This is a genomic window from Alienimonas californiensis (genome assembly GCF_007743815.1).
Taxonomy (GTDB): domain Bacteria; phylum Planctomycetota; class Planctomycetia; order Planctomycetales; family Planctomycetaceae; genus Alienimonas; species Alienimonas californiensis.
This window is the reverse complement of record NZ_CP036265.1, coordinates 2,897,826-2,923,779: the sequence shown is the minus strand read 5'-3', so window position 1 is coordinate 2,923,779 and position 25,954 is coordinate 2,897,826. Positions and strand designations below refer to the sequence as shown.

Genomic DNA, 25,954 nt, shown 5'->3' with positions numbered 1-25,954 from the left:
CGCGGAATAAGCTGATCGCCTGGTGAATCCGACTCTGTATGGGCGACGCCCGATGGACATCCCGGTCGTCATGGGTCTGTCGGGGTGGGCGGTGATGATCGCATCTTGGATATGGCTGATCCTGCAGATCATGCGGGGCAGCCCGCCGCTGGCGCTCGTTGCCGCCTTCGTGCCGCTGTTCGCGATGTATTACGTCTGGCAGAACTGGGACATCGCCTGGCGGCCGACCGTTTGCTTCGCCTTCGGCTTCGGCCTGAATCTGACGGCTCACGCCCTCCGCTAGCCGATCGAATCGAACCCGCAGTACGGCTGTAACACCTCGGGAATGGCGATCGTGCCGTCTTCCCGCTGGCCGTTTTCGAGGAGGGCGATCAGCGCCCGGCTGACGGCGATCGCGGTGCCGTTGAGGGTGTGCACGAGGTCCGTGCCCTTCGCCGGCTTGCCGTCGGCGTCGGTCTTCTTCACCCGCACGTCGAGGCGGCGGGCCTGGTAGTCGGTGCAGTCCGAACAGCTCGTCACCTCGCCCCACGATCCCTTGTTGCCGCTGCCGTCGTCGCGGCCGGGCATCCAGGCTTCGAGGTCGAACTTGCGGTAGGCCGGGCCGCCGAGGTCGCCGGCGGCGATGTCCAGCACCCGGTACGGCAGACCGAGGTCGCTGAAGATCTCCTCCTCCAACGACAAAATCTCCGCGTGCATCCGCCCGCTGGCGCCGAGGTCAGCGGCGGTGAAGGCGAACAGTTCCACCTTGGTGAACTGGTGCACGCGGTACAGCCCGCGGGTCGCCTTGCCGTAGGCGCCGGCCTCGGTGCGGTAGCAGTGCGACACCCCGGCCAGCTTGAGCGGCAGTTCGTGCGGCTCGAAGGTCGTGCCGGCCTTCATGGCGCCGAGGGTGATCTCCGCGGTGGCGATCAGCGACAGGTCGGTGCCCGCCACGCTGTAGATCTGCGTCTCCTCCCCCCGCGGGTTGAACCCCGTGCCGGACAGCGCCTCCGCCCGGGCCAGGTCCGGAGTGACGTGCGGAATGAATCCGGCCGCGGTCGCCTTCTCCACGGCGTACCGCACCAGGGCCAGTTCGAGCAGCACCGCCTCCCGGCAGAGGAAGTAGAACCCGGCCCCGGTCGTCTTCGCGGCGCTGGCGAAGTCGACCAGCCCGTGCTTCTCGCACAGTTCGACGTGGTCCAGCGGTTCGAAATCGAACTGCGGTTTGTCGCCGACTTCCCGCAGCACCCGGCCGTCGTGCTCGCCGCCGTCGGGGGCGTCCGGGTGGGTGAGATTGGGGATGAGGGACTGAATTTCCCGCAGCTCCGCCTCGACGGCGGTCAGTTCGTCGGCCGCGGCGGCGACCTCCTTCTTCAGCTCGCCGGTGCGGGCGATGAGGGCCTTCCGCTCCTCCGGCGAGGCCTGGGGGATGCCGGCGCCGGTCTCCTTCTGCTCGTGCTTGAGCGTTTCCGTCTTCTGGATCAGGTCGGACCGCTTGCCGCGGAGGTGCAGCAGGCGGGAGAGGTCGACGTCCACCCCGCGGCGACGGTTGTTCGCGGCGACGACGTCCGCGTGTTCGGCAATCGTGTTGAGGTCCAGCATGCGCGTAATGTAGCGGTTAGCCGTCCTCTTGAAGAGGACGGCTAACGGGCCAGTTCCCACATCAGACGGGCGCTGGCGAGGGCGCCGCGGCGGAAGGCGTCGAGGGAGAACCGCTCGTTCGGGCTGTGCAGGCCGTCGCTGTTCTGGCCCCAGCCGAGCAGCAGCACCGGGCAGCCGAGCGTGGCGCCCAGCGCCCGCACCACCGGGATCGTGCCCCCCTCGCGGATCATCACCGGCGGCGTGCCGAAGGCGTGCTCGACGGCCTGCTTCGCCGCTTCGAAGGGGGCGGAGTCCGTGTCGAACCGCACCCCGGGCGTGCCGTGGAACGGGGTGACCTCCACCGTCACGCCCCGCGGGCAGTGTGCCGTCACGTGCTCCCGCACGGCGGCGAGGATCGCGTGCGGGTCCTGATCCGGCACGAGGCGGAACGACAGTTTGGCGGAGGCCTTCGCCGGGATGATGGTCTTGGGCCCCGGGCCCTGATAGCCGCTGGTCAGGCCGTTCACGTCGCACGTCGGCCAGCCCCAGCGGCCCTCCAACACCGTGGCGTCCGGCAGCGTGACCGGCTCCGGGGCACCGGTCGTCTCGAGGAACGCCGCCTCGTCGAACGGCAACGCGGCCCAGGCGGCCCGTTCCTCCTCGGTGGGGGGGACGACGGCGTCGTAGAACCCGGGCACGGCGACGCGGCCGTCGGCGTCGTGCAGGCTGGCGATGATCTTCGCCAGGGCGTTCGCCGGGTTCGCCACCGCCCCGCCGAACAAACCGCTGTGCAGGTCCGCCTTCGGCCCCCGCACCGTCACCTCGCAGGCCGTGATCCCCCGCAACCCGTAGCAGATCGCCGGCACGCCGGGGGCGAACTGGCTGGTGTCCGAGATCACCGCCGCGTCGCAGGCCAGTTCCGCCTTATGCGATTCGAGGAAGGCGTCCAGGTGGTCGCTGCCCACCTCTTCTTCCCCCTCGATCACGAAGGTCACGTTCACCGGCGGCCCGCCGGCGGCGGCGTGCCAGGCGGCGACGGCCAGCGGGTGGGTCAGCATCTGCCCTTTGTCGTCCGTCGCCCCGCGGGCGTAGACGTGCTCCGCGCCGCCGGGACCGGGCCGCACCGTCGGCTCGAACGGCGGCGTCGTCCACAGGTCCAGCGGGTCCGGCGGCTGGACGTCGTAGTGCCCGTAGACCAGCAGCGTCGGGGCGCCGTCGACCCGGGGCGTTTTGGCGAAGACGATCGGGTGCCCCGGGCGCTCGGCCGTGCCGGTGTCGACCAGTTCCGCGGAGCAGCCGGCCTGCGTAAGGAAGTCCCGCACCCACTCCGCGGCGGCCCGGCAGTCGCCGCGGTGGGCCGGGTCCGCGCTCACGCTGGGGATGCGGAGCAGCTCGAACAGCCGTTCGCGGTTCGCCTCCGCGGAGGCGGCAAGTCGATCGGCGACGGGGGCGAAGTCGGTCATACCCAATCCTTCCAGGCGAGCGAGGGGGCGTCAGCCCCCCGTGTCCCCGCAGGGTAACGACGTCGCCGCGAATCGCACGGGGGGCTGACGCCCCGCCGCTCGCCGGCTTCAGATCGGCACGACGTCCGACGAGCTCTCCGCCCCCGCCTCTTGCGCCGGGGGAGCGGCGGTGGGGGCGATGGAGACGACGCCGCTTTGCGAGCCGTCCTGCACCGTCTCCAAGCGTTCGAGGCGGTAGCCGACGTCGCCGACCCGCAGCACGTCGCCGGGGACGAGCGGCGCCTCCCGCCGCACCGGGCGGTCGTTCACCCAGGTGCCGTTCAGGCTGCCGAGATCCCGCACCCGCACCCGGCCGCTGGCCTCCGCGACGCAGCAGTGCCGGCGGCTGACCTTGGCGCTGCCCAGCGGGCTGACGTCGCAGTCCGGGTGCCGGCCGAAAAACAGCACCGGCCGATCCAGCGGCACCGGCCGATTGGCCGAGCGCCCTCCGTTCGCCGGCGGCAGCGGGTTGAAGACGAGACGCACGGTCGGGCCGGGGACGGAAGGCTGGGGGGACGGCGGGGGGAGGGGAAGCGGCGCCGTTCCGCATTATGCCGTCCGCGGGTCGCCGAGGGCGTCGATCTTTGCGGCAAGAATGAAGTCGTTCTCGGTCAGACCGCCGACGGCATGCGTGGTCAGCACGATCTTCACGTTCCGGTAGCCGGTCAGGTGCAGATCCGGGTGGTGGCCCTCCGCCTCGGCGATCTCGCCGACGCGGTTGCAGAACGCCAGTCCCTTCGAGAACGACCCGACGTTCCAGGTGCGGTGGATCGCGGCGCCGTCGTCGCTCGTCTTCCAGTCGTTCAGGGCGGTCAGGCGGTCGGCAATCTCCTGCCGGGAGAGCGTCGGCACGCCGCCTTCGCAGGGCTGACAATGCCCCGCGCGCAGCGTTTCGGCGGTGGGGGCGGACGGTGCGGACATGGGGAAACTCCCGAGAAGGAAGGCTTTGCGGGGGGAAATCCGAGAATCGGTCCGTTTTCGGACGAACGCGGCCTCGGCGGACCGGGTAAGTCTGTCGTCCCGGGTTCGGTTTCGCCCCCAGCCCGGCACGCACTCGCCTGTCGTTCCGACCCGCCACGCCCATGACCCTCCGACCGCTCGCCGCAGCTTTCACGCTCGCGCTGGTCCCGCTGCTGTCCGCCCCCGGCGCGTCCGTCGGGGCGGCGTTCGCCGCGGAAGCCGGTGGGGAGCCCGTCCGCGGCAACGGGGACGCGGCCATTATTGCGGAGATCGATCGCCTGATCGCTCGCAGCTGGGAAGACAACGGCGTCGAGCCTTCCCCCGTCGCCAGCGATTCCGAATGGCTCCGCCGCGTCTGGCTGGACCTCGGCGGGCATATCCCGGACGCCGAGACCGTCCAGGCGTTCGAGCGGAACAAGTCCGAGACCAAGCGGGCGGAGATGATCCAGACCCTGCTGGAGAGCCCGGACTACGTCCGGCACTTCAGCACCGTCTGGACGAACCTCGCGATCGGCCAGGGCGAGCCGGAGAACACCAGCCGCCTGGGCATGCGGCGGTTCTTCCGCAACGCCTTCGCCCGCAACGTGCCCTGGAGCGAGGTCGTCTTCGAGCTGATCACCGCCGAGGGACACTTCGAGGAGAACGGGGCGACGAACTTCCTGCTCGCCCAGATGGTCGACAACGACGAGGGCGTGCAGGCGACCGCCAAGGCGACGCGGTTGCTGCTGGGCATGCAGGTGCAGTGTACCCAGTGCCACAACCACCCGTTCAACGACTGGAAGCAGGATCAGTTCTGGCAGTTCAACTCCATTTTGAAGGCCGCCCGCCGGGTGGACCATGAGGAGTTCGACCAGCAGACCGGGCAGAACGAGTTCGTCTACGCCGAACTGCTCCGCCGCCCGCTGGACGGCCCGGTCTTCTTCGAGAAGCGCAGCGGGCTGATGCAGGTCGCCTTCCCCGAGGCGTTCGGCGCGAAGTTCGGCGAAGACGCCGGGACGGACCGCCGCACCGAGTTCGCGACCGCCCTCACCGGTCTGGTGCCGGACGAGGAGGGCTTCCCCTCGGCCAGCGAATCCGCCGACGCCGTCACCGACCAGATCGCCCGGGCCTTCGTGAACCGCACCTGGGGGCACTTCCACGGCTACGGCTTCACCAAGCCGGTGGACGACATGGGCCCCCACAACCCGGCCAGCCACCCGGAACTGCTGGACTTCCTCACCGCGAAGTTCGTCGAGCACAACTACGACGTCCGCCGGCTGATCACCTGGATCGCCAACTCGCAGGCCTACGGGCTGACCAGTCAGTCCACCAAGGAGAACGAGTTCGACGACCCCGCCGCCGGCGAACTGCCGCTGTTCAGCCACATGGCCGTCAAGCGGATGACCGCCGAGCAGTTGTACGACTCCCTGCTGATCGCCACCGAGGCCCAGAAGGCCGGCAACTCCGACTGGGAAGCGATCGAACGGCAGAAGCGGGAATGGCTCGGCCAGTTCATCACCGCCTTCGGCACCGACGACCTGACCGAGTCCACCACCTTCAACGGCTCGATCCCGCAGGCGTTGATGATGATGAACGGCGAACTGACCTCCAAGGCGATCTCCGCCGAGCCCGGCAGCTACCTGAACCGCGTGCTGGGCTCGACGAACAAGCCGGAGGAGGCGGTCGATCGCCTGTTCCTGGCGGCCCTGGGCCGTCAGCCGACCAGCAAGGAGAAGACCGCCGCGGCCCAACTGATCCGCGGGAGCGAGAAGCCGATCTACGGCTACCAGGACCTGTTCTGGGCCCTGCTGAACAGCAACGAGTTCGTGTTCGTGAAGTGAGTTCGGAACTCACGCCGCCCGCCGGACGGGACTAGCGAACCCGCCCGGCGTCCCCTGTCCCCCGCTCACTTCCCGATTCCCGTTTCCCGAAAGTTCGCCCCGATGTTCGCCACCGACCAGACCTCCCGTCGTCACTTCATGCGGCACATGGCCGCCGGGGCCGCGACGATCCCCGCGATGCAGTTCCTGTCCCACCTCCAGGCGAACGCCCAGGAAGTGCGGCGGAACGGCAAGGCCGTGATCCTCGTCTGGCTCGGCGGCGGCGCCCCCACCATCGACATGTGGGACCTCAAGCCCGGCACCAACACCGGCGGCGAGTTCAAGCCCATCGACACCAAGGGCGACCTGCAAATCTCCGAGCACCTGCCGAAGACGGCGATGGTGATGGACGAACTGTCCGTCGTCCGCTCCATGAGCAGCATCGAGGCCGACCACGACCGCGGCCGCTACTTCATGAAGACCGGCTACCGTCCGGAAGTCACCGCGACCCACCCGGACTTCGGCTCCGTCGTCTCCTATCACCTCGGCGAAGAGCGGCGGGAACTCGAGATCCCCGCGTTCATCTCCATCGGCGGCGGCGGTGGGCAGAGCGGCTACCTCGGCATGAAGCACGCCCCGTTCGAGGTCAGCTCCAACGGCCAGATCCGCAACGCCTCCCTGGACCGCTGGACCAACCCGCAGCGCCTCCAGAACCGGCTGGCGATGCTGAACGTCCTCGAGGAGAACTTCATCAAGAGCGGCCGCGGCGACGCCCCCCAGGCGCACGCTGAGGTCTACGACAAGGCCGTCAGCCTGATGACCTCCTCCCAGATGGACGCCTTCAAGGTCGAGCAGGAGGACCAGGCCACCCGCGACGCCTACGGCACCAGCCAACTGGGCCGCAGCCTGCTGATGGCCCGCCGGCTGGTCGAGCGGAACGTGCCGTTCGTTGAAGTCTCCTACGGCGGCTGGGACCTGCACAACGACAACTTCAGCGCCCTTTCCACCGACAAGCTGCCCACGCTGGACAGCGGCCTGTCCGCCGTCACCGCGGACCTCAAGCAGCGCGGCCTGTTGCAGGACACGGTCATCGTCTGCATGGGCGAGTTCGGCCGGACCCCGCGGATCAACCAGAACGTCGGCCGCGACCACTGGGCCCGCAGCTGGAGCGTGCTGATCGGCGGCGGCGGCCTGAACGGCGGCATCGCGGTCGGCAAAACCAGCGAAGACGGCATGCGGGTCGAAGGCCCCAGCTACCTGCCGGGCGACCTCTGGGCGACCGTCGCCCAGGCGATCGGCATCCCGCTGAACACGGTCCACACCTCCAAGACCGGCCGGCCGATGAAGCTCGCCAACGGCGGCCGGCCGATCGCCGAGCTGATCGGGTAGTCGCGTTCCCGTGAGCCGCCCTCTTGAAGAGGGCGGCTAACCCGGCGACCTCATGCCCGAGCCCGACGAGCAGTTCCTGCGCGAGTTCACGTCGTCCCAGCGGCGGCTGTTCCTGACCATCTTGAGTCAGGTCGGCCGTCCGGCGGACGCCGAGGAGGTTTTGCAGAACGCCAACCTTGCCATCTGGCGGAAGGCCCACACCTTCGAGCCGGGCACGAACTTCGCTGCCTGGAGCGCCACCGTGGCGACTTACGAAGTGTTGAAGTGGCGTGAGAAGAAGGGCCGCGACCGGCTGCGGTTCTCCGACGAGTTCGTCGCCGCGGTCGCCCGGGAGGCGGAGGCCGATCCGGGGCTGTGGGAAGAACGTCGCCGCGTTTTGGAGCGTTGCGTGGAGAAGTTGTCCGACAAAGACCGCGACCTGCTGACGCGCCGGTACACCCCCGGCGTCGACGGGGAAGAGGTGCAGGGCAAGGACGTCGCCGCGACGCTCGGGCGGCCGGTGAACGCGGTGTATCAGTCCCTCGGACGAATCAAGAAGACGCTGGCGGAATGCGTCCGCCGGGAACTGACCCAACTTGGCGCCCCGACGACGGGGGTGGCGACGTGACGACCCCCTCCCTCGCCGACGCCCAGGCGACCCCCGTCCCCGCGGGAGAGGCGATCCCGCGCGAAGTGGCCGACGCGCTGCACGCCCTGCACGAGGGACGGCTGGATGAGGCCGGGCTGGCGGATCTGGAAGCTCGCGTGCTGGGCGACCCCGCGGTGATGCGGGCGTACCTCGACCTGACCCTGGTGCACGGCACGCTGTCGTACGCGGCCGGGACGCTGTCCTCATCGGCCCTGCCGGCCCTCACGCTGGCGGAGGAGCCGCCCGCCCCCGCGAAGTCGGCCCGTTGGCGGACGCCGCTGACGTTGGCGGCCTGTCTGGCCCTGCTGTGCGGGCTGACCTTCCTCCTGCGTCCCGCCGCCGACGGTCCGCCGGCCGGCGTCGCGGTGATCGATCCGCAGCCGGAGCCGGACGAGCCGACGCTCTCCCCGGCCCCGGGAGAACCAGCCCCGGGCGAAGCGCTGGCCCGTGTCGAACTGCCCGTGCGGCCGACGCCGGAGCTGTTCCCGGATCTCAACGCCCCGCCGACGCCGGCACCGGCCGCCGGCGCCCCGAATGATTCGGCGACGCCCGCGGTCGCCTCGGCGGAGAGGAACGAACTGCCCTCTCCGGCGGAGGCCGCGGCGGCGATTGACGCCGTGCTGGCCCACGGCTGGTCGGAAGCGGAAGTAGCCCCCTCTCCCGAGGCCGACCCCGGCGAATGGCTGCGGCGGGCGTGGCTCGATCTGGCCGGGCACGCCCCTCCGCCGGAGCAGGTCGACCGCTTCCTCGCCGACGAACGGGGGCGCCGGCGGGAGCGAGAACTAAACCGCTTGCTCTCCGGCGACTCGTTCGCCCAGCACCTTGCCGAGCGTTGGACGACGGCGCTCGTCGGCCGGGCGCCGCGTCCGGGCGTGGACCGGGCGGGATTGCGGGCGCACCTGGCCGACCAGTTCGAGCGGAACGTCGGCTGGGACCTCGTCGCCGCGGAACTGATCGCCGCCGCCGGCGACGTGGAGCAGGCCCCCGCGGCCAACTTCCTCGTCGCCCACGTGAACAATCAGGCGGTCCCGGCGACGGCGGTGGTCTCCCGGGCGCTGCTGGGCACCCGGGTGCAGTGCATGCAGTGCCACGACCACCCGCACAACGGCGGGGAGGAATGGTCGCAGGAACGCTTTTGGGAACTGAATGCCTTCTTCAAGGGCACCGACGTCGTGCAGCGGCCGACGGCCGACGGGGCGCGGGTCGCGGCGTTGGAGGCCCGGCCGGCCAGCGGGCCGACCTTCTTCGAGGACCGCCGCGGCGTGATGATGGCGACCTTCCCCCGCTACGCCGGCGAGACGGTCGAAGCGGCGGACAATCGCCGCGAAAAGCTCGCGGAACTGCTGCTCTCCGACGACCGCCGGCTGCCGGCGAAGTCGTTCGTGAACCGGGCGTGGGCCCACCTGTTCGGGGCCGGGCTGGTCAATCCGGTGGACGACCTCGGGCCGCACAACCCGCCGTCGCACCCCGCCGTGCTGGACGCGCTGACGGACCGCTTCATCGCGACCGGCTACGACGTGAAGGATCTGTACGCGACGCTCGCCGGCACCCGGCTGTACGGGCTGAGCGGGGCGGCGACCGAGGGCAACGCCTTCGACGACCCCGCCGCCGGCGCCCCGCTGCTGTTCACCCGCTGCTACCCCAAGCCGTTGACGGTGGAGCAGACGTTCGACTCGCTGGCCGCGGTCTCCGGGCAGCGGATCGATCCGCGGGCGCGGGACGCCTGGGTCGCCGGATTCGTGCGGCCGCAGGCGAACGACGAGAACGGCGAGGATCTCGCCCCCGTGACGGACATCCCCCGGGCCCTGGCCCTGATGAACGGCGAGGCGCTCGACGCCGCCCTCGACGCCGCCGCAGAGAACCGCACGCCGGCGGACCTGGACGACGTGTTCCTCGCCGCGCTCTCCCGCCGCCCGACCGCCCGCGAACGGCGCCGGCTGGCCCCGCTGGTGCGGGTCGAGGGCGGGTTGGAGGACCTGCGGTGGGCCCTGCTGAACAGCGGCGAGTTCGCCACTGTGCCGTAACGCCGCGCCGTACCGGACGGAACGGTCCGGGGCTGGGATGCGGGGCTGAATCGCAATCCGGGCGGGGTCGCACCGCGGCGGGAAGGCTCGGTAAATCGGAGGTTCCCTCCACCGCCGCCCCCCGCGGGTCCGCCCGATGACGACCGCTCCCCCGCCCGACGCCGCCCTCGCCGCCCCGAACCACGCGGCCCCGTCTGAGGCGGAGTTGAAGTCGGAACTGGACGCCTTCCGCGAGGACTTCGCCCGACTGCGGGCGGAGGTCGGCCGGGTGATCGTCGGCCACTCGAACATCGTCGACGGCACCCTCACCGCCCTGATCGCCGGCGGTCACGTGTTGTTGGAGGGCGTGCCGGGGCTGGGCAAAACGCTGCTGGTCAACACGCTCGCCAGCGCGCTGTCCGTCACCTTCGGCCGGGTGCAGTTCACGCCGGACCTGATGCCCGCGGACCTCGTGGGCACGAACGTCTTCACCGAGGACGAGCACGGCCGCAAGCGGTTCGAGTTCCAGAAGGGGCCGATCTTCGCCCACGTCCTGCTGGCGGACGAGGTGAATCGGGCCACGCCGAAGACGCAGTCGGCGTTGCTGGAAGCGATGCAGGAAAAGTGCGTGACCGTCGGCGGGCACACGCACAAACTGCCGGCCCCGTTCCTGGTGCTGGCCACGCAGAACCCGCTCGAGATGGAGGGCACCTACCCGCTGCCGGAGGCCCAGCTGGACCGGTTCTTCGTCAAGCTGCTGGTCGAGTTCCCCACCGCGGCGGACCTGGGCGAGATCCTGAACCGCACCACGGCGATCGACGTCCCCACCGCCCGGCCGGTGCTGGACGGCGACCGCGTGCTGGCGATGCGGGACCTCGCCCGGCAGGTGCCGATCGCCGACGAAGTCCGCGACCGGGCCGTCGCCCTGACCCTGGCCACCCACCCGGGCCACCCCAGCGCCCCGGAGCGGGTGAAGAAATACGTGCGCTTCGGCAGCAGCCCCCGCGGCGCCCAGGCCATGGTGCTGGCGGCCAAGGTGAAGGCGATCCTCGACGGCCGGTTCCACGTCTCCAAAGACGACCTGCACGACGCCGCCCCCGCCGTCCTGCGGCACCGCCTGATCCTCGGCTTCGAAGGCCAGGCCGAGGGGGTGCGGGCGGACGACGTGATCGCCGACGTCGTGAAGGCCCGCTGAGATGGCCGCCGCCTCGAACGCCCTGTTCCCGCCGGACTTTTTAAACCGCTTGGAGTACCTCTCTCTGCTGTCGAAACGAGTGTTCGCCGGGCAGTTGATGGCTCAGAAGCGGACCCGGCAGCTCGGCGGGGGGGTGGAGTTCGCCGATCACCGGCAGTACGACCCCGGGGACGACTTCCGGCACCTCGACTGGAACCTCTACGCCCGGCACGGGGAACTGCTGCTCAAACGGTTTCAGGAGGAGCAGGACCTGCATGTCTATCTGTTAATTGACGCCTCGAAAAGCATGGCGACCGGAACGCCGCCGAAGTTCGACCTCGCCCGCCGTGTCGCCGCGGCGCTGGCCTATATCGCTTTAGCAGATCTGGACCGCGTGGCCGTGGTGGCCTTCGCCGGGGGGGTGGTCGAGGAGATGCCGCTGACCCGCGGCAAAGGCCGCGTGCTCGCCCTGTTGCAGTTTCTGGAGCGGTTGGAAGCCGGCGGCGAGGACACGAACCTGTCGAACCTCGTCGGGGAGTTCCTGCTCCGCGGGCGGCGGTCCGGGTTGGTCGCGGTGCTGAGCGACTTCTACGACCCGGCCGGGTTCTCGGCGCCGCTCTCCAAACTGCGGCACGGCGGGCACGAGCCGCACGTGGTGCAAATCTACGACGCGGCCGAGGCGGACCCGGGTTTCCTCGGGGACGTGGAACTGACCGACGTGGAGACCGGCCGGGCCGTCAAACGTACCGTCACGGAGAAAGACCTCCGCCGCTACCGGGAGGCGTTCGACGGCTTCCGCAAGGAGCTCGCCGCCTTCTGCCGGAGCCGCGGCTGGGGCCACACGACCAGCCGCAGCGACGTGCCGTTCGACGATCTGGTGGTCTCCATGATGCGCGGCGCGAACCTGGTGCAGGGATGACGAACACCAACCCGAAGCGTCAGCGAGGGCCCGCGGCGCAGCCGCGGGGCGGAACACGTCCGTCGGGCATGGCCCGACAGCCCTCGCTGACGCTTCGGATTGGTGGAGAGCCTTGCCGGAGCGAGGAACGATGAACTTCGCCGCCCCCTCGATGCTCTGGTGGTTGGCCCTCGCGGTTCCCGTGATCGCGTTGTACGTGCTGAAGGTCCGCCTACGGCGGGTGCCGGTCAGCACGCTGATGTTCTGGGACCGGGTTTATCAGGAAAAGGCCCCGCGGAGCCCGTTCGAACGCCTGCGGCACCTCGGCTCGCTTCTCTTTCAATTATTGCTCGTCGCCCTGCTGGCACTGGCCTTGGCGGACCCATTCACCGATGCGGAGGCCCGCACCGCCCGCAGGCTGGTGCTGGTGATCGACGCCTCCGCCAGCATGGCCGCCCCGGCGAACCCGGACGAACCCGGTGCCGGCAGTCGGCTGGACGCCGCGAAGGCCCGGGCCGCGGACCTGGTGCAGGGACTGCGGCACCGGGACGCCGCGGCGATCATCGTCGCCGGCGCCGCCGCGGAGGTCGCCTGCGGCCTGACCGGCCACCCGCCGACGCTCGCCGAGGCGGTCGACGCCGTGCCCCAGACCGACGCCCCCGGCGCCGTGCCAGACGCCCTCGCCTTGGCCCGCCGGCTGGTCGCCGGTCGGGAGAACGGCCGCGTGCTGCTGTTCTCCGATCGGGAACCGGAGGGGGTGACGCTGGACGACAACGTCGCCCTGCTGCCCTTCGGCGCCGCCGGGGGGAACGTGGCGATCACCGCGTTTCAGGCCCGCCGCAGCCTGACCGACCCGATCGGTTACGAGATCCTCGCGGAGGTGTCGAACTTCGCCGACGCCCCGGTCGAGTGCCGGTTGGACTTCGACCTCGCCGGCGCCGGTATCGACGCGGTCCCGCTGGACCTCGCCCCCGGCGAGACCTGGCGGCGGACCTTCGAGAAGACGAGTCAGTCCGGCGGCGAACTGGTCGCCCGGCTGGTCTTCGACGACGCCGAGGCAGACGACGAAGCGGGAGGAGACGAGGCGGGGACGGCCCCGCCGGCGAACCTGCTGACCGCGGACGACGAGGCCCGGGCCGTGCTCCCGCCGCGGGACCGCATGCCGGTGGCGCTGGTCACGCCGGGCAACCTGTTTCTGCAGCAGGTGTTCGCCGCGAACCCGCTGGTCGACCTGACGGTGACGGGCGAGGCGCCGGACGAACTGCCGGCGGGGACGATCCTCGTGCTGCACCGCGTCGTGCCGGAGGAGTTGCCGGACGGGCCGGTCTGGTTCATCGACCCCCGCGAGGGCGGCGACCTGTTCACGGTGGGCGAGGAGATCGTCGCCCCCAACGTGCGGCTGACGGAGGAGGCCGAGGGTTCCCCGCTGCTGGCGAACGTGCAGTTGGATCAGATCGACCTGCCGAAGGTGCGCCCCCTCACCCTCGCAGCGAACGTCGACGCCGCCGTGCTGGCGGAGGTCGCGGCCGAGGTGGGCGCTGCGGGGGACGCCGACGCCGAGGCCGGCGCCCCGCTGCTGGTCGCCCTGCGGCGGCCGCTCGACGGCGGCGGGCGGGGCAAGGCGGTCGTGCTGGCGGTCGATCTGGACGCGACCGACCTGCCGCTGCGGACGGCGTTTCCGATTCTGGCCGTCAACGCCCTGACCTGGTTCACCGACGCCGCCGGCGAGCTGCGGCCCGCCGCCGCGACGGGTTCGACCGTCTCCGTACCGCTGCCGGACGGGGCCGACAGCGAGCAGTGGAGCGTGTTCGCCCCCTCCGGCGCCGCCCGCCCACTGCCGGCGGGGCTGACCGCCGCGACGCTCGGTCCGCTGGCCGAGGCCGGCCTCTGGCGCCTCGCCCCGCGGCGGCCGGAGGTGAATGACGCCGAGGAACCGACCGCCGGCACATCTTCTGACGCGATCGACTGGCCGGCGGAGACGATCCCGGTCGCCGTGAACCTCACCGCCCCGACGGAGAGCGACACCCGCACGGTCGCCCCGGCCTCCGAGGGCGCCGACCCCGCCGGCACGGCCGGCGGCCGGCCGTGGTGGGTCTGGCTGGCGGCGGGCGCGCTGGTGCTGGTCGGCGTCGAGTGGTGGCTCTACCAGCGGCGGTTCATCCAGTGATCTCGCCGCCGCCCCGGACGGTCGTCTCCCCTTTCCCCCCGGCTCGCATGATTCGCTCGCTCCGTGCCCTGACCGTCGTCCTGTCGCTGGCGTCGCTGCCGACCGTCGCCCCGGCCCAGCTCGCCGGCCTCCGCGGCGGTTCTGAGGAGGCGCCCCCGATCCAGGGGCTGGAACCGCCGGACCCGGCCGCCGCGGAGCGGGTCATCACCGTGGAGGCCGTCGCCGAGGTGCGGGTGCCCCCGTCGCGGCTCCGCGTGGTGCTGGCCGTCGCCGCCCAGGCCGAGAGCGCCGACGAGGCGAACGCCGCGGGACGGACCCTGCTGGCGGCGACGAAGGCACGGCTTGAAGCCTCCGGCGTCGCGGCGGCGGACATCGACACGGACTTCATCGCCGCCTTCCCGGTCTACGCCTGGGCGGTCGAACGGCTGAACCAGAAGGACTTCCTGGCCGAGAACCGCGTCGGCACGCGGGTGCAGTACAACCTGCACGTTTCCGTTCCGGACGAAGCGGCCGCCCTCGCCGCGGTCGAAGCGGCGGCCGGGGCCGAGGGCGTCGACCTGCTGGCGGTCGATTACTGGAGCGACGAACTGACGGCGAAGCAGATCGAGGCCCAACGCAAAGCCCTCGCCGCCGCGAAGGCGAAGGCCGAACTGTTGCTGAGCGTGTTCGAGGAACGGCCGCAGCCGATCAACGTCTGGGAGGGGACCCGCATCCTGTTCCCGCACGAACTGTACCGCAGCCTGCCGCAGGCCGAGGACGGCGCCCGGACCTATTACGACCGCGACGGCCTGACCCGCGTCCCGGCGCCGCGGCCGCTCCAGGTGTACTACCGCGGCCTGTTCGCGGACGTGGACGAGGTGAACCCGACCATGCCCGGCCGGCGGGAGATCGAGGTCGTCTCCACGGTTCGGCTGTACTTCGCCGCCCCCGGCCGGCCGACCGGCCCTCCCGCCGCCCCGGCCCCGGCGGTTCGCTGAACGGCCCGTCCGAGACGCTCCCCCCGACTCCTGAACGCCGGCCCCCCGCCCCGTCGCGCCGCGGCTCCGCATGAACGATTCTTCCGCCGCCGACCTGTCCGCGTACGCCCTCGATCTGCTCCGGCCGGAGTGGTTGCTGGGGCTGGCGTTGCTCCCGGCGCTGTGGTTCCTGTACCGCCGCAGCCTCGTCGACTTCGACCGCGGCCAGCGGATCGCCTCGCTGGTCGTGCGGTCAGTGGTCGTCGTGCTGCTGGTGTTGGCCCTCGCCGGGCTCACCCTGCTGCGGCCGACGGACGAACGGTACGTGGTGTTCGTGGCGGACGAATCGCTCTCCGTACAGCAGGCGGACGGGTCCGACCGCGTGCGAACCTTTCTGAAATCCGTCGGCGAGCCGCCGGCGGGGGTCGAGGCGGTCGTGCTGCCGTTTGCCGCGGAGGCGGGAGAGCCGGTCTCGCTGACGGCGTACCTTGCCCCTCGTCAGGACTCGCAGGGGGACGCGCCGCCTGGCGGCGACGGCGAAGCAGGGAACCAGGGTGAGGACGGCGGAGACGAAGGGGCGAAGGGGACGGCGATCGCCGCGGCACTGCGGACGGCCCTCGCCGCGGCGCCGCCGGACAAGGTGCGGCGGGTGGTGCTGCTTTCCGACGGCAATGAAACCGCCGGCGACGCCGTCGCGGCTGCCCTCGCCCAGGCCCAGTCCGGCCGCGGCGACCGCATCGACGTCGTTCCTCTGCCCACCCGCGACGGGCCGGAGGTGGCCGTTTCCGAGGTCGTCGTCCCCGCCCAGGTGGCCCGCGGGGAGCCGTTCTTCATGGAGGTCGCCGTGGACTCCAATCACGCCGACGAGGTGACGGTCGAAGTCTTCCGCGGCCCGCTGAAGGTCGTGTCTGAAAAGCAAAAGCTCGAACCCGGGGAGAACCGCTTCCAGTTCCGACAAACGGTCGAACGAGATCGCCTCGCCGAATACACCGTCCGCATCAGCGGGGCGAAGCAGGACGCGCTGGTGGACAACAACGCCGCAACCGGGCTGGTCTACGCCGCCGGCAAGCCGCGGGTGCTCCTGATCGACTCCGCCCCGGACGCCGCCCGCAGCTTCGTCTGGGCCTTGGGCGAGGAGGACGTGGAGGTGGACGTCCGCCCGCCCCGCGGCGTGCCGGAGGACGTCGCCGATTTGCAGAACTACGAGGTGATCGTGCTCGCCAACGTCCCGGCCACCGACCTGACGAGTCGGCAGATGGAAGTGATGCGGACCTACGTCCGCGATCTCGGCGGCGGCCTGATGATGCTCGGCGGCGACCAGAGCTTCGGCCTCGGCGGGTACTACCGCAGCGTGCTGGAAGAGGTGTTGCCGGTGCGGTCCGACTTCGAAAAGGAGAAGGAGAAGCCCTCGCTGGCGATGGTTCTGATCATCGACAAAAGCGGTTCCATGGGCGGGATGAAGATGGAGTTGGCCAAGGACGCCGCCGTCGCCGCGGTGGAGTTACTGGGGGCGAAGGACCAGCTGGGCGTGGTGGCCTTCGACGGCTCGCCGACCTGGGTGGCGGACATTCGGCCCGCCTCGGACAGCGTGGCGCTGACGAACGGCATCGCCTCCATCGGGGCCGGCGGGGGAACGAGCCTCTACCCTGCCATGACCGAGGCCCGCGACGCCCTCCGCCGGGCCGCCGCCAAGCTCAAGCACGTCATCATCCTGACCGACGGCCAGAGTTCCCCCGGCGACTTTGACGGCGTCACCCGGGACCTCGTCGCCGACCGCGTGACGGTCTCCACGGTGGGCGTCGGTCAGGGGGCGGACATGAATCTCCTGGAGCAGATCGCCCAGACCGGCGGCGGCCGCAGTTACTTCTCCGACGACCCCGGCAATATCCCGCAGATCTTCGCCAAGGAGACGGTCACCGCCTCCAAAAGCGCCATTAACGAGGAGCCGTTCGTCCCGCAGGTGCTCCGCCCGACGGCGGCCCTGGGGGGCGTGGACATGGAAAGCGCCCCGTTCCTGCTGGGCTACGTCGTCACCCGCCCCAAGGCGACGGCGGAGGTGATCCTCGGCACGGAGTCCGGCGACCCGCTACTGGCCTGGTGGCGCTACGGGCTGGGCTGGAGCGTGGCCTTCACCTCCGACGCCGGCCCCCGCTGGGCCGCGGAGTGGCTGCCGTGGGAGGGTTTCGGGCCGTTCTGGGCGCAGATCCTGCGGCACGCCATGCGGAAGGGCGGCGGCACGGGGACCACCGTGCAGATGACCCGCACCGGCGATTCGGTCCGCATGATCCTCGACGCCGCCGACCCCGCCGGCGGCTGGCGGAACGATGCGACGACTGAGGTGACGGTCATCGACCCGACACTCGGCTCCCGCACCGTGCCCGCCCGGCAGACGGCCCCCGGCCGGTACGAGGCGGAGTTTCCCGTCTCCACGGACCGCGGCGGTCAGAACGGGGCCTACCACGCGGAGATCGTGCAGAGCGTCGACGGCCGCGTCGTCACCCGGCAGAGCCGCGGCGTGACCGTCGGCTATCCGGAGGAACTGAGGCTCCGCCCCACGAACGACACGCTGCTGAGGGCCGTCGCCAGCGCCGGCGGCGGGACGTTCGACCCGGCCCCCGCCGAGATCTTCGCCCCCGACGACGCCACCGCCCCGGACCCGCTGCCGCTCTGGCCGTACCTGCTGGCGACCGCATTGGCCCTCTGGCTGCTGGACGTCGCCCTCCGCCGCGTCGACGTCCCGGCCCTGTGGTCCCGCCTGCGACCGGCGGGGTAAGCGATCTAGAAAAACCGTCCTCCCCTCTCCCCCTTTTGGGGGAGAGGGGTAGGGGGTGAGGGGGCAACGACGCACGCACGACGCTCACCGACCGTCTGCTCTTCGGTTCAACGATTCTTCACCGCACGAACGGAAACGGGCGAACCGTCCGTCACCCTCACCCCCGGCCCCTCTCCCTGAGGGAGAGGGGGGACAGGGGGCGGTTCGGGATTAGAGAGTCGCCCCAATGCCGCCGGGAACGTGTCCCATTGACAGACGTCGCTCCGTTACAATCCGCCGCCCCGCTCTCTCCCCGCCTTGCCCCGATGACCGACCGCACCCCGCCGTCCGCCCCCGTCGGCGCCGTCACGAATGACGCGATCGCCGGGCCGCTGGCCCGCGTCCGCACCCGGCAGCGGCTGGCCCGGGCCGGCCGCTGGGCCGCGTGGGGGCTGGTGCCCTCGGCCGTCGTCGGGGCGATGCTGGGCGTGCTGAACGTCACCGGGGCCGCGACCGTTCCCCCGTGGGCCGCGCTCGCGGCGCTGGCGGCCGGGCCGGTGATCGGGGCTCTGGCCGGACTGCTGTGGGCCAGCGGACTGAACCGGGCGGCCGCCGCGGTGGACGCCCACTACGGCCTGAAGGACCGGGCGACGACGGCGCTGGCCTGGTCGAAGACCGATTCCCCCTGGGCGTCGCTGCAACGCTCCGACGCTGCGGAACGCCTGCGGACGGTGGAGCCGGCGGCAGTGGTGCCCTTCCGCCCGGGCCGTCGGCTGGCGGTCGGTTCGCTGGCGGTCGCCGCGGTCGTGGGCCTCGCCCTGTTCCCGGCCCCCCGGCAGGCCTCCGCAGAGGTCGCCGGCCCGAACGAGGACCTGCTGGCGATCGCCGCGGACGTGGAGGCCCAGATTGACGAACTGGAGGAGGAGACCGCGGAGCAGTCGACACCGGAGCTGGAGGAGCTCATTGAGGAACTCCGCGAGCACCTCGAACAGATGAGGGAGTCGACGACCGATGCCCGCGAGGCGCTGGCGGAACTGTCCCGCATGGAGGAATCGATCCGACAGCGGACCGACGAAAGCAGCGCCGCGGTGACGGCGAACCTGCAGGCGCTCGCCGCGGCGATGGAGGCCGCCGAGGCCCTGCGTCCCGCCGCCGAGGCCCTCAAGCAGGAGAACTTCGAACAGGCCGCCCAGTTGCTGGAGGAGGCCGCCCCCGCCGACGCCCCCCGCCGCGAGCGCAAAGCCGCCGCCGAGCGGATGCGCAAAGCCGCCGAGGCGATGTCCGCGGCCGGCCTGAGCCAGATGTCCGACGCCACCCAGCAGATGGCCGACGGCATGAACGAGGGTAACGCGTCCAAGGCCTCCAACGGGGCGAAATCGCTTTCCAAACAGATGAAGCAGGCCGCGGCGAAGCAGAAGATGAACGACGCCCTATGCCGTCAGCTCGACCGGCTCAGCGAGTGCAAGTCGCAGTGCGCCGCCTGCATGTCAAACTCCGCCTGCAAGAGCTGCGGCTCGAGTCTCTGCAAAGGGGGGCAGTGCAAGAGCTCGAAAAATAGCACGGCCCGCGGCCAGGGGAACCGTTCGAACTCGCCGTCGAACAACTTCGGGATGAAGGACGCCGGGAACGTGAACGATCCGGCCTCCCTGCTGGACGGCGCCCGTCAGCAGGAGGAGATCACCGGGACCGCCGGCGACGGCCCCAGCGATTACGAAACCTCCAACAGCCCCGAGGGCCGCGAGACCGCCCGCCGCGGCTACGCCGAGCGGTACGCCGAGTATCAGAAGCGGTCGGAGGAGGTCCTCGAGAACGAGGAGATCCCGCTGGGCCACCGCCAGCTGATCCGCGACTACTTCGAGTCGATCCGCCCCACCGCCGCCGACCGGGCGGCGATGGACGCGGCGGAGTAACGGCCGCCGGCCCCCCCACCGCGGCCGTTCAGGCGGCGGGCCGGTCAGGGGGCGGGCGCCTCGGTCGCCGCCTCGTCGGCGGACGCCGCCCCCGCGCCGTCGGCCTGCTTGTGCAGTTCGCGGATCATCGAGAGGTACTCTTGGCCGATCCGGCCGTGCGCGTTCGCCCATTCCTCCAGCGCGGCGAACTCGGCGCGGGCGGCGTCCCGGTGCTCCGGCCGCTCCAGGGCGGTCTGAGCGAGCAGCAGGTTCGCCAAGATCGCCCGCTGGGCGGGCCGGGCGAGGTTGGGCGAGCCTTTGGACTGCTCCAACCGCCCCGCCGCCCACACGCGAACCTTCGCCGCCGCCGCGAACGCCCCGGGCACGTCCGCGGGACGATCGGTGAGCAGCCGCAACGTCGCGGACCGCATCGCATCCAGTTCCGGCGGGGCGAGCCGCGACGGTTCGGCGGCGCCGGAACGGTTCGTGTCGGTGACGACGACCGCGGGTGCGGCGTTCGCGAACGAGTCGTCCGCGAACGCCCGCCAGAGCAGTTCGACGGCCTCGTCGGTGCGAAAGCGTTCGGCGAGGGCGTCGGCGAGTGCCAGAAGCGGGCCGGCGTCGCGGGTCGCGTTGCGGGCGGCCCGGCGGAGGGCGTCGAAGCCGGCCTCCTCGTCGCCCGTGCGGAAGGCGACGCGGGAGAGAAACGCCAGCGCCTCCGGGCTGCCGGGCGCCCCGGCGACGACCTCCCGGGCCGTGCGGAGGGCGTCCGCCTGCTGCCCGAGCCGCAGTTGCAGTTCGGCCAGCCGCATGAGGTGGTCCGCCCGGCGCTGCCGGTCCAGACCGGCGAGGCGGCGGGCGCTCGCCGCGGCGTCCGCGGTGAACCCCGCCTGCTCCTGTAGCTCCGTCAGCGTGGCCAGAACGATCACGTCGGCGGGGGCGAGGGCCGACGCTTCGGCGGCGCTCGCCGCGGCGAGCGCCGGGTCGCCGGCGGCGTCCTGATACAACGCCAGCCGCAGTCGCACGTCCGCGTTCTGCGGTTCAGCGGCGGCGGTCGCCTTCAGTTCCTCAATGCGATCTTCTAGCCGGTCGGCGGCCTGGTCGGCGTCGATGGCGGCATTGAGAGCCGCCCGGCGTTCCTCGAGCGTCACCGCCAGCGCCTCCGCCTTGGCGATCTGCCCCTCGGCGGCGTCCGCCCGGCCGGCCCGGCTGAACAGCTCCGCGAACCGCATCCGGTCCGCGAACTCCAAGGCCCCCGCCGTCGGGTCGGCCGTGCCGGCCTCCTTCACGTCCAGCGCGTCCGCCTCCGCGGCCGCGGAGGCGGCCCGCTCGTCGTAGCCGAACCCGCCCAGCACCTCCGACAGCCGGGCCAGCGTCTTCACTCCCCTGTTCTCGCCGGCGGCCAGTTCCGTCCACACGGCCACCGCCGCCTCCGACTCCCCCAGCACGTGCAGGTATTCGCCCAGGTACTCCCGGTAGCGGGGGTCCTCCGGCGCCAACTCCGCGGCCCGGCGGTAGAGGGCCTTGGCGCCCTCCGCGTCGCCCGCCTGCCGCAGCCAGTCCGCCACCCGGGTCACGGCGACCGGGTCCTCGCCCCGCTCCTCCAACAGCCGCTGCCAGATCGCCTTGGCCGCGGCCAACCGTTCGGCGTCGGACCGGGACGGATCTCCCAGCAGGACCGAACCCCAGTCGCGGAGGGTGTCGGCGTCGCCGGGGGTCTGCTCGTCGAGGGTTTTGAACTGCTCCGCGGCGGCGGCGTACTCCGCGGCCCGCAGCAGCTGGGCGATCAGCGCCCGCCGCAGCCGGGCGTCGCCGGGCGCCTTTTCGACGGCCTGTTCGAGCTACTGGCGGGCCTCGGCGTCGCGGTTCTGGCGGTCCAGGAGTTCGCCCAGCCGCGCCATCGCGACGACGTCTTCCGGGTGATTTTTCAGCCAAGCCTCGTAGTAGGCGGTCAGGCCGGCGAGGTCGTCGGTGCGGAGGAAGGAGCGCTCGATGCCGCCGCGGACCTCGCGGAACAGCCAGCTGTCCGGATTGAGGTTCGCCAGCAGGGCTTCGAAGTCTCCCACCGCCGCCTCGGTGCGGCCCAGCCGCACCTTCAGCCCGGCCGCCTTCAGGCCGAAGGCGACGCGGCGGTAGTCGTCGGAGGTCTCCGCCGCGAGGGCCTCGTAGCGGGCGAGGGCGGCGTCGAGGTTCCCCTCCGCTTCGAGCACCGCGGCGATCTGCTCCCGCACGGCGTCGTCGCCGGGGAACTGTTCGGTCAGGCGGTCCCAGACGGCGGCGGCCTCCTCCTCCTGCCCCCCGCGGGTCAGCGCCCGGCCGAGGCCGGAGAGCAGGTCCGGCAGATCGCGGCGGCTCGGGTCGCGGGCCAGCGCCGCCTCGTAGGCGGCGGCCGCTTCGACCGGCCGACCGGCCAGCGCCAGCGTCTCGGCGAGGCGGGCCCGCGGGTTCGGGTCGTCGGGGGCCCGCTCCGCGGCGGCCTGAAAGGCGGCGATCGCGGCGTCGTCGTTGCCGCGGCGGGCTTCGATCAGACCGAGAATCGCCGGGGCGGCGGCGTCCTCTTCGTCCTCCTCCATCCGGCTCCGCAGCCGGTCGGCGAGGTCGGCCAGTTCGCCGCGTTCGGCGTAGAAGGCGTAGGCCCGGTCGAGGGCGGTGCCGGGGCGGGGATTGCGTTCGAGCAGGCTGAGGAACCGCTCCGCGATCTCCCGCTCCCGAGCGATCTCCGGCGCTTCGGCGGGGGCCTCGGCCAGGGGCGCGGCGTCAGCAGGGTCGTCCTGCCGGGCGGGGGCCGACGGGGCGAGCAGTCCGAGGACCGCGACTGCGGCCGTCAGCGACCGGGCGAGCGAACGGCGCCGCAGCGCCGGGAGAGGGGCGGAAGCCATGCCGAAGCGTTCCGTGGGGGAGCCAGCGGATCGCCGCCGGGGGCGATCGGGCATCGCCAACCCCCGCCCCCGCCCTGTTCACCGGCTCCGGAGGGAGGCCCGGCGGCGCCGGCGTCTCCCCCTTGTCTCCCAAGTTACCGCCCCGAAAGATGCGCCCGCTGAGGGAAATCGCCCGGGAACGGGAAAGAATCCGACGTCGCCGCCGCCGGTGAAATCGACCGCCGATCGTCGCAGCATGTCGCCCCCGGTGGGCCAAGCGGCCGAGTTTGACGGGCGCGGGGGGGGGGGCGATGATCCTTGGCAAGCCGGCACCCATCTCCCCCACAATCTCCGCCCAACCCGACCCGCCTGATGCCTGAACGACACGCCCCTACGGAGGGCGGCGTCCCGGTCGTCGGGGTGGGAGCCAGCGCCGGCGGGCTGGAGGCGTTTCTGAAGATCCTTCAGAACCTGCCGGACGGGCCGGGGCCGGCGTTCGTGTTCCTGGTCCACATGGTCTCGGAGCACACCAGCAGCCTGCCGGAGGTGCTCGGCCGGGTGACGAAAATGCCGGTGCGGCAGGCGGCGGACGGGATGCGGGTCGAACCGCGGACGGTCTACACGAACCCGCCGGACAGCCACGTCACGCTGGAGGGCGACGTGCTGCGGACGCACAAGCGGCCGAGCCGCGAGTGCCCGTTGGCGACGATCGACGTGTTCATGCGGTCGCTGGCGGAAAGCCGCGGCGACAAGTCCGTCGCCGTGTTCCTCAGCGGAGCCGACGGCGACGGCCCCGGCGGGGCCGAGGCGGTCGACTCCGCCGGCGGTCTGGTGCTGGTTCAGGACCCGGACTCCTGCGAGCACACGGGGCTGCCGAACGGGGTGATCCGCCGGGGACCGGCCCACCTGATCCTGCCGCCCCGGGAGTTGGCCGACGCGCTGGGCGAGTTGGGCGACGGGACCGACGGCCACACCCCGCTGCTGCCGGGCAAAAAGCACCTGACCGTCGCCGACGGCGAGATGTCGCGGATCTTCGAACTGCTGCGCGAAGCCGGCGGGGTCGACTACACGCACTACAAGCCGGCTACGATCCGCCGCCGCCTCCAGCGGCGGATGCTGATGCACCGCTGCGAGACGGTCGCCGAATACGTCGCCCGCCTGGAGGAACACCCGGAGGAGGTCGAGCGGCTCGCCCGGGACCTGCTGATCCACGTGACCCGGTTCTTCCGCGACCCGGAGTCGTTTAAAACGCTGATGGCGGACGTGTTCCCCGTCATCAAAGCTCGCCGGGGGAAGGACGATCCGTTTCGGGTCTGGATCGCGGGGTGTTCGACGGGAGAGGAAGCCTACTCCGTGGCGATCGCCCTGCTGGAGTTCCTCGGGGACGGCAGCCGGATCACGCCGATTCAGATCTTCGGTACGGACGTGAGCGAGGCGGCGGTCGCCGAGGCCCGCGCCGGACGTTTCGGCCGGGGGATCGAGGCGGAGGTCTCCCCGGGGCGGCTGGAGAAGTTTTTTGAAGAAGCCGACGGGGGGTACAAGATTCGTCCCGCCGTACGCGACGTGTGCGTGTTCGCCCGGCAGGACCTGACCCGCGATCCGCCGTTCTCCCGGCTGGACCTGGTCCTCTGCCGCAACGTGCTGATCTACCTCGGTCAGCCGTTGCAGTCCCAGTTGCTGGGCGTGTTCCACTACGCCCTGAAGCCGGACGGCTTCCTGATGCTGGGCTCCGCCGAGAGCGTCGGGGCCCGCAGCGACCTGTTCGCCGTGGCGGACAAGAAGCACCGGATCTTCACCAAGAAGCCCCGGGCGATGCGGCCGGAGATCGACTTCCCGGTCCGCGGCGGGCTGCCGCGCGATTCCGGGGGCGAATTGCGGCGCCGCCGGGCAGTCGGGGAAAGCGTGCACGCACTGGCCGACAAGGCCCTCATCAAGCGGTACGCCCCGCCCGGGGTGGTCGTGAACGAGGAGCTGAACATCGTCCAGTTCCGCGGCCAGACGGGGCGCTTTCTGGAGGCGGCGCCCGGCGAGCCGAACCTCAACCTCCTCAAGATGGCCCGCGAGGGCCTGCTGCACGCCCTCCGCGGGGCGACCCGGGAAGCCCGGGAGCAGGACCGCCCGATCCGCAAGGAGGGCCAGCGGGTGCGGTTCAACTCCCACATCCTCATCGTCGATCTGGAGGTCCTGCCGCTCCAGGACGACGGCAAGCGGCACTTCCTCGTCCTGTTTCGGGAGCGCCCCGAGGCGGCGCCCGCCCCGCCGGTCGATCCCGCGGCCGCCGGCCTGCCGGCCCTCGACGGGATCCGCGGCGGGGGCGTCTCCGACGAGGAGGCCGTCGAGCAGCTCCAACGGGAACTGCTCGCCAGCCGGGAGCACCTCCAGTCGATCATCAGCGATCTGGAGGCCTCCAACGACGAGTTGCAGAGCGCCAACGAGGAGATCCTCTCCAGCAACGAGGAGCTGCAGAGCACCAACGAGGAGCTGGACACCGCCAAGGAGGAGCTGCAAAGCACCAACGAGGAACTCAACACCGTCAACGACGAACTGCACGAGCGGAACGGGGAGCTCTCCCAGCTGAACGCGGACCTGACGAACCTGATGGCCAACGTGCAGTTGGCGATCGTGGTGGTCGGTTCCGATCTTGCCGTGCGCCGGTTCACCCCGCTGGCCGGGAAGTTGCTGAACCTGATCCCCGGGGACGTCGGCCGCTCGATCGGGCAGATCAGGCCGGACATCGACTGCCCCGACCTGGAGGGTCTGATCCGCAAGGTGCTGAACACGTTGGAGCCGTTGGAACGGGACGTGACCAACAGTTCCGGCCACACGTACGTGTTGCGGATTCGGGCCTATCAGGACGGCGACCGGCGGGTCAACGGGGCGGTGCTGAGCCTGCTCGACGTGAACGATTTGCGGGCCCGCGAACGGGAACTCGCCGCCGCCCGCGACTTCGCCGACGCGATCCTGGACACCATCGACCAGCCGCTGGTCGTGCTGGACGGGGCGCTGACTGTCCAGCGGGTGAATCGGGCCTACCGGGAGACGTTCGAGGTGAACGCCGAGGAAATCCACGGCCGCCGCCTCTACGAACTCGGCGACGGCCAGTGGAACATCGCCTCGCTGCGCACGCTGCTGGAAGACGTCCTGCCCCAGAACGCCTCGTTCGACGGCTACGAGGTCTCCCGCGATTTTCCCGCCCTGGGTCGCCGGACGATGCGTCTGAACGCCCGCCCGCTGGACGGGGACGGCCACCGCGAGCCGCTGATTCTGTTGGCCTTCACGGACACGACCGGCGCCCCCGGGGAGCCCTCCCCGTCCGCCGACGGGAACGCCCCCGCCGACGCCGAGGGCTAACCCGACCCGGTCGCCCTCTTCCGCCCCCGGCCGCGGCACGATAAACCGGGGCGGGGCGTCGGGCCGCC

At 71.4% G+C, this 25,954-nt stretch carries 18 protein-coding genes; 12 read left to right on the top strand and 6 right to left on the bottom strand.

All coding sequences use genetic code 11. The features are described 5' to 3' along the window. Positions 1 to 22: 22 nt before the first annotated feature. A complete protein-coding gene (locus tag CA12_RS11560; protein WP_145359095.1) occupies positions 23 to 283 on the top strand; it encodes a hypothetical protein in 261 nt (86 codons plus the stop codon). Here CA12_RS11560 and serS read toward each other — a convergent pair. The 4 genes from serS to CA12_RS11540 form a co-directional block, all read right to left on the bottom strand. Continuing rightward, the gene (gene serS, locus CA12_RS11555; protein WP_145359094.1) at positions 280 to 1,581 is read right to left on the bottom strand and encodes a serine--tRNA ligase; all 1,302 of its coding nucleotides are present in this window, start codon (positions 1,579 to 1,581) and stop codon (positions 280 to 282) included. The genes CA12_RS11560 and serS overlap by 4 nt on opposite strands. A gap of 41 nt (positions 1,582 to 1,622) precedes the next feature. Beyond that, the gene (locus tag CA12_RS11550; protein ID WP_145359093.1) at positions 1,623 to 3,023 is read right to left on the bottom strand and encodes a dipeptidase; all 1,401 of its coding nucleotides are present in this window, start codon (positions 3,021 to 3,023) and stop codon (positions 1,623 to 1,625) included. Positions 3,024 to 3,131: 108 nt separating this feature from the next. Next, positions 3,132 to 3,548, bottom strand: a complete 417-nt coding sequence (locus CA12_RS11545; RefSeq protein WP_145359092.1) for an FHA domain-containing protein — start codon at positions 3,546 to 3,548, stop codon at positions 3,132 to 3,134. Between the two features lie 63 nt (positions 3,549 to 3,611). Then, positions 3,612 to 3,983, bottom strand: coding sequence for a 4a-hydroxytetrahydrobiopterin dehydratase (locus tag CA12_RS11540; protein ID WP_145359091.1), 372 nt, complete (start codon positions 3,981 to 3,983; stop codon positions 3,612 to 3,614). A 161-nt stretch (positions 3,984 to 4,144) separates the two neighbouring features. Here CA12_RS11540 and CA12_RS11535 point away from each other — a divergent pair, with 161 nt between their 5' ends. The 10 genes from CA12_RS11535 to CA12_RS11490 all read left to right on the top strand — a co-directional run bounded on the left by CA12_RS11535 (position 4,145) and on the right by CA12_RS11490 (position 19,698). After that, complete coding sequence (locus CA12_RS11535) at positions 4,145 to 5,842, top strand: DUF1549 and DUF1553 domain-containing protein (RefSeq protein WP_145359090.1); 1,698 nt, start codon at positions 4,145 to 4,147, stop codon at positions 5,840 to 5,842. A 102-nt stretch (positions 5,843 to 5,944) separates the two neighbouring features. Beyond that, complete coding sequence (locus tag CA12_RS11530; protein ID WP_207621957.1) at positions 5,945 to 7,210, top strand: DUF1501 domain-containing protein; 1,266 nt, start codon at positions 5,945 to 5,947, stop codon at positions 7,208 to 7,210. A 52-nt stretch (positions 7,211 to 7,262) separates the two neighbouring features. Further along, positions 7,263 to 7,817, top strand: a complete 555-nt coding sequence (locus CA12_RS11525; RefSeq protein ID WP_145359089.1) for a sigma-70 family RNA polymerase sigma factor — start codon at positions 7,263 to 7,265, stop codon at positions 7,815 to 7,817. After that, on the top strand, positions 7,814 to 9,862 hold the full coding sequence (locus CA12_RS11520; protein ID WP_165700703.1) for a DUF1549 domain-containing protein: 2,049 nt from the start codon (positions 7,814 to 7,816) through the stop codon (positions 9,860 to 9,862). Before CA12_RS11525 ends, CA12_RS11520 begins: the two co-directional genes overlap by 4 nt. A 136-nt stretch (positions 9,863 to 9,998) precedes the next feature. After that, entirely contained in the window at positions 9,999 to 11,036 is a 1,038-nt protein-coding gene (locus CA12_RS11515; RefSeq protein WP_145359087.1) for an AAA family ATPase, read from the top strand. A gap of 1 nt (position 11,037) precedes the next feature. After that, a complete protein-coding gene (locus CA12_RS11510; protein WP_145359086.1) occupies positions 11,038 to 11,934 on the top strand; it encodes a DUF58 domain-containing protein in 897 nt (298 codons plus the stop codon). A gap of 130 nt (positions 11,935 to 12,064) precedes the next feature. Continuing rightward, a complete protein-coding gene (locus CA12_RS11505) occupies positions 12,065 to 14,080 on the top strand; it encodes a BatA domain-containing protein (RefSeq protein ID WP_145359085.1) in 2,016 nt (671 codons plus the stop codon). Between the two features lie 47 nt (positions 14,081 to 14,127). Further along, positions 14,128 to 15,057: an SIMPL domain-containing protein gene (locus CA12_RS11500; protein WP_145359084.1), complete on the top strand. Its 930-nt coding sequence runs from the start codon at positions 14,128 to 14,130 to the stop codon at positions 15,055 to 15,057. A gap of 70 nt (positions 15,058 to 15,127) precedes the next feature. Then, positions 15,128 to 17,809, top strand: coding sequence for a VWA domain-containing protein (locus CA12_RS11495; RefSeq protein ID WP_145359083.1), 2,682 nt, complete (start codon positions 15,128 to 15,130; stop codon positions 17,807 to 17,809). A gap of 305 nt (positions 17,810 to 18,114) precedes the next feature. Next, positions 18,115 to 19,698: a coiled-coil domain-containing protein gene (locus CA12_RS11490; RefSeq protein WP_145359082.1), complete on the top strand. Its 1,584-nt coding sequence runs from the start codon at positions 18,115 to 18,117 to the stop codon at positions 19,696 to 19,698. A gap of 44 nt (positions 19,699 to 19,742) precedes the next feature. Here the strand turns inward: CA12_RS11490 and CA12_RS11485 are convergent, their stop codons facing one another. Both CA12_RS11485 and CA12_RS11480 read right to left on the bottom strand, forming a co-directional pair. Continuing rightward, entirely contained in the window at positions 19,743 to 21,317 is a 1,575-nt protein-coding gene (locus CA12_RS11485; RefSeq protein ID WP_145359081.1) for a hypothetical protein, read from the bottom strand. 201 nt (positions 21,318 to 21,518) lie between these two features. After that, complete coding sequence (locus CA12_RS11480) at positions 21,519 to 22,556, bottom strand: tetratricopeptide repeat protein (protein WP_165700702.1); 1,038 nt, start codon at positions 22,554 to 22,556, stop codon at positions 21,519 to 21,521. Between the two features lie 351 nt (positions 22,557 to 22,907). Between CA12_RS11480 and CA12_RS11475 the strand changes: the two genes are divergently transcribed. Continuing rightward, positions 22,908 to 25,886 carry a CheR family methyltransferase gene (locus tag CA12_RS11475; RefSeq protein ID WP_145359079.1) on the top strand — a complete coding sequence of 993 codons (2,979 nt, stop codon included), beginning with the start codon at positions 22,908 to 22,910 and terminating at the stop codon, positions 25,884 to 25,886. Positions 25,887 to 25,954: the final 68 nt, after the last annotated feature.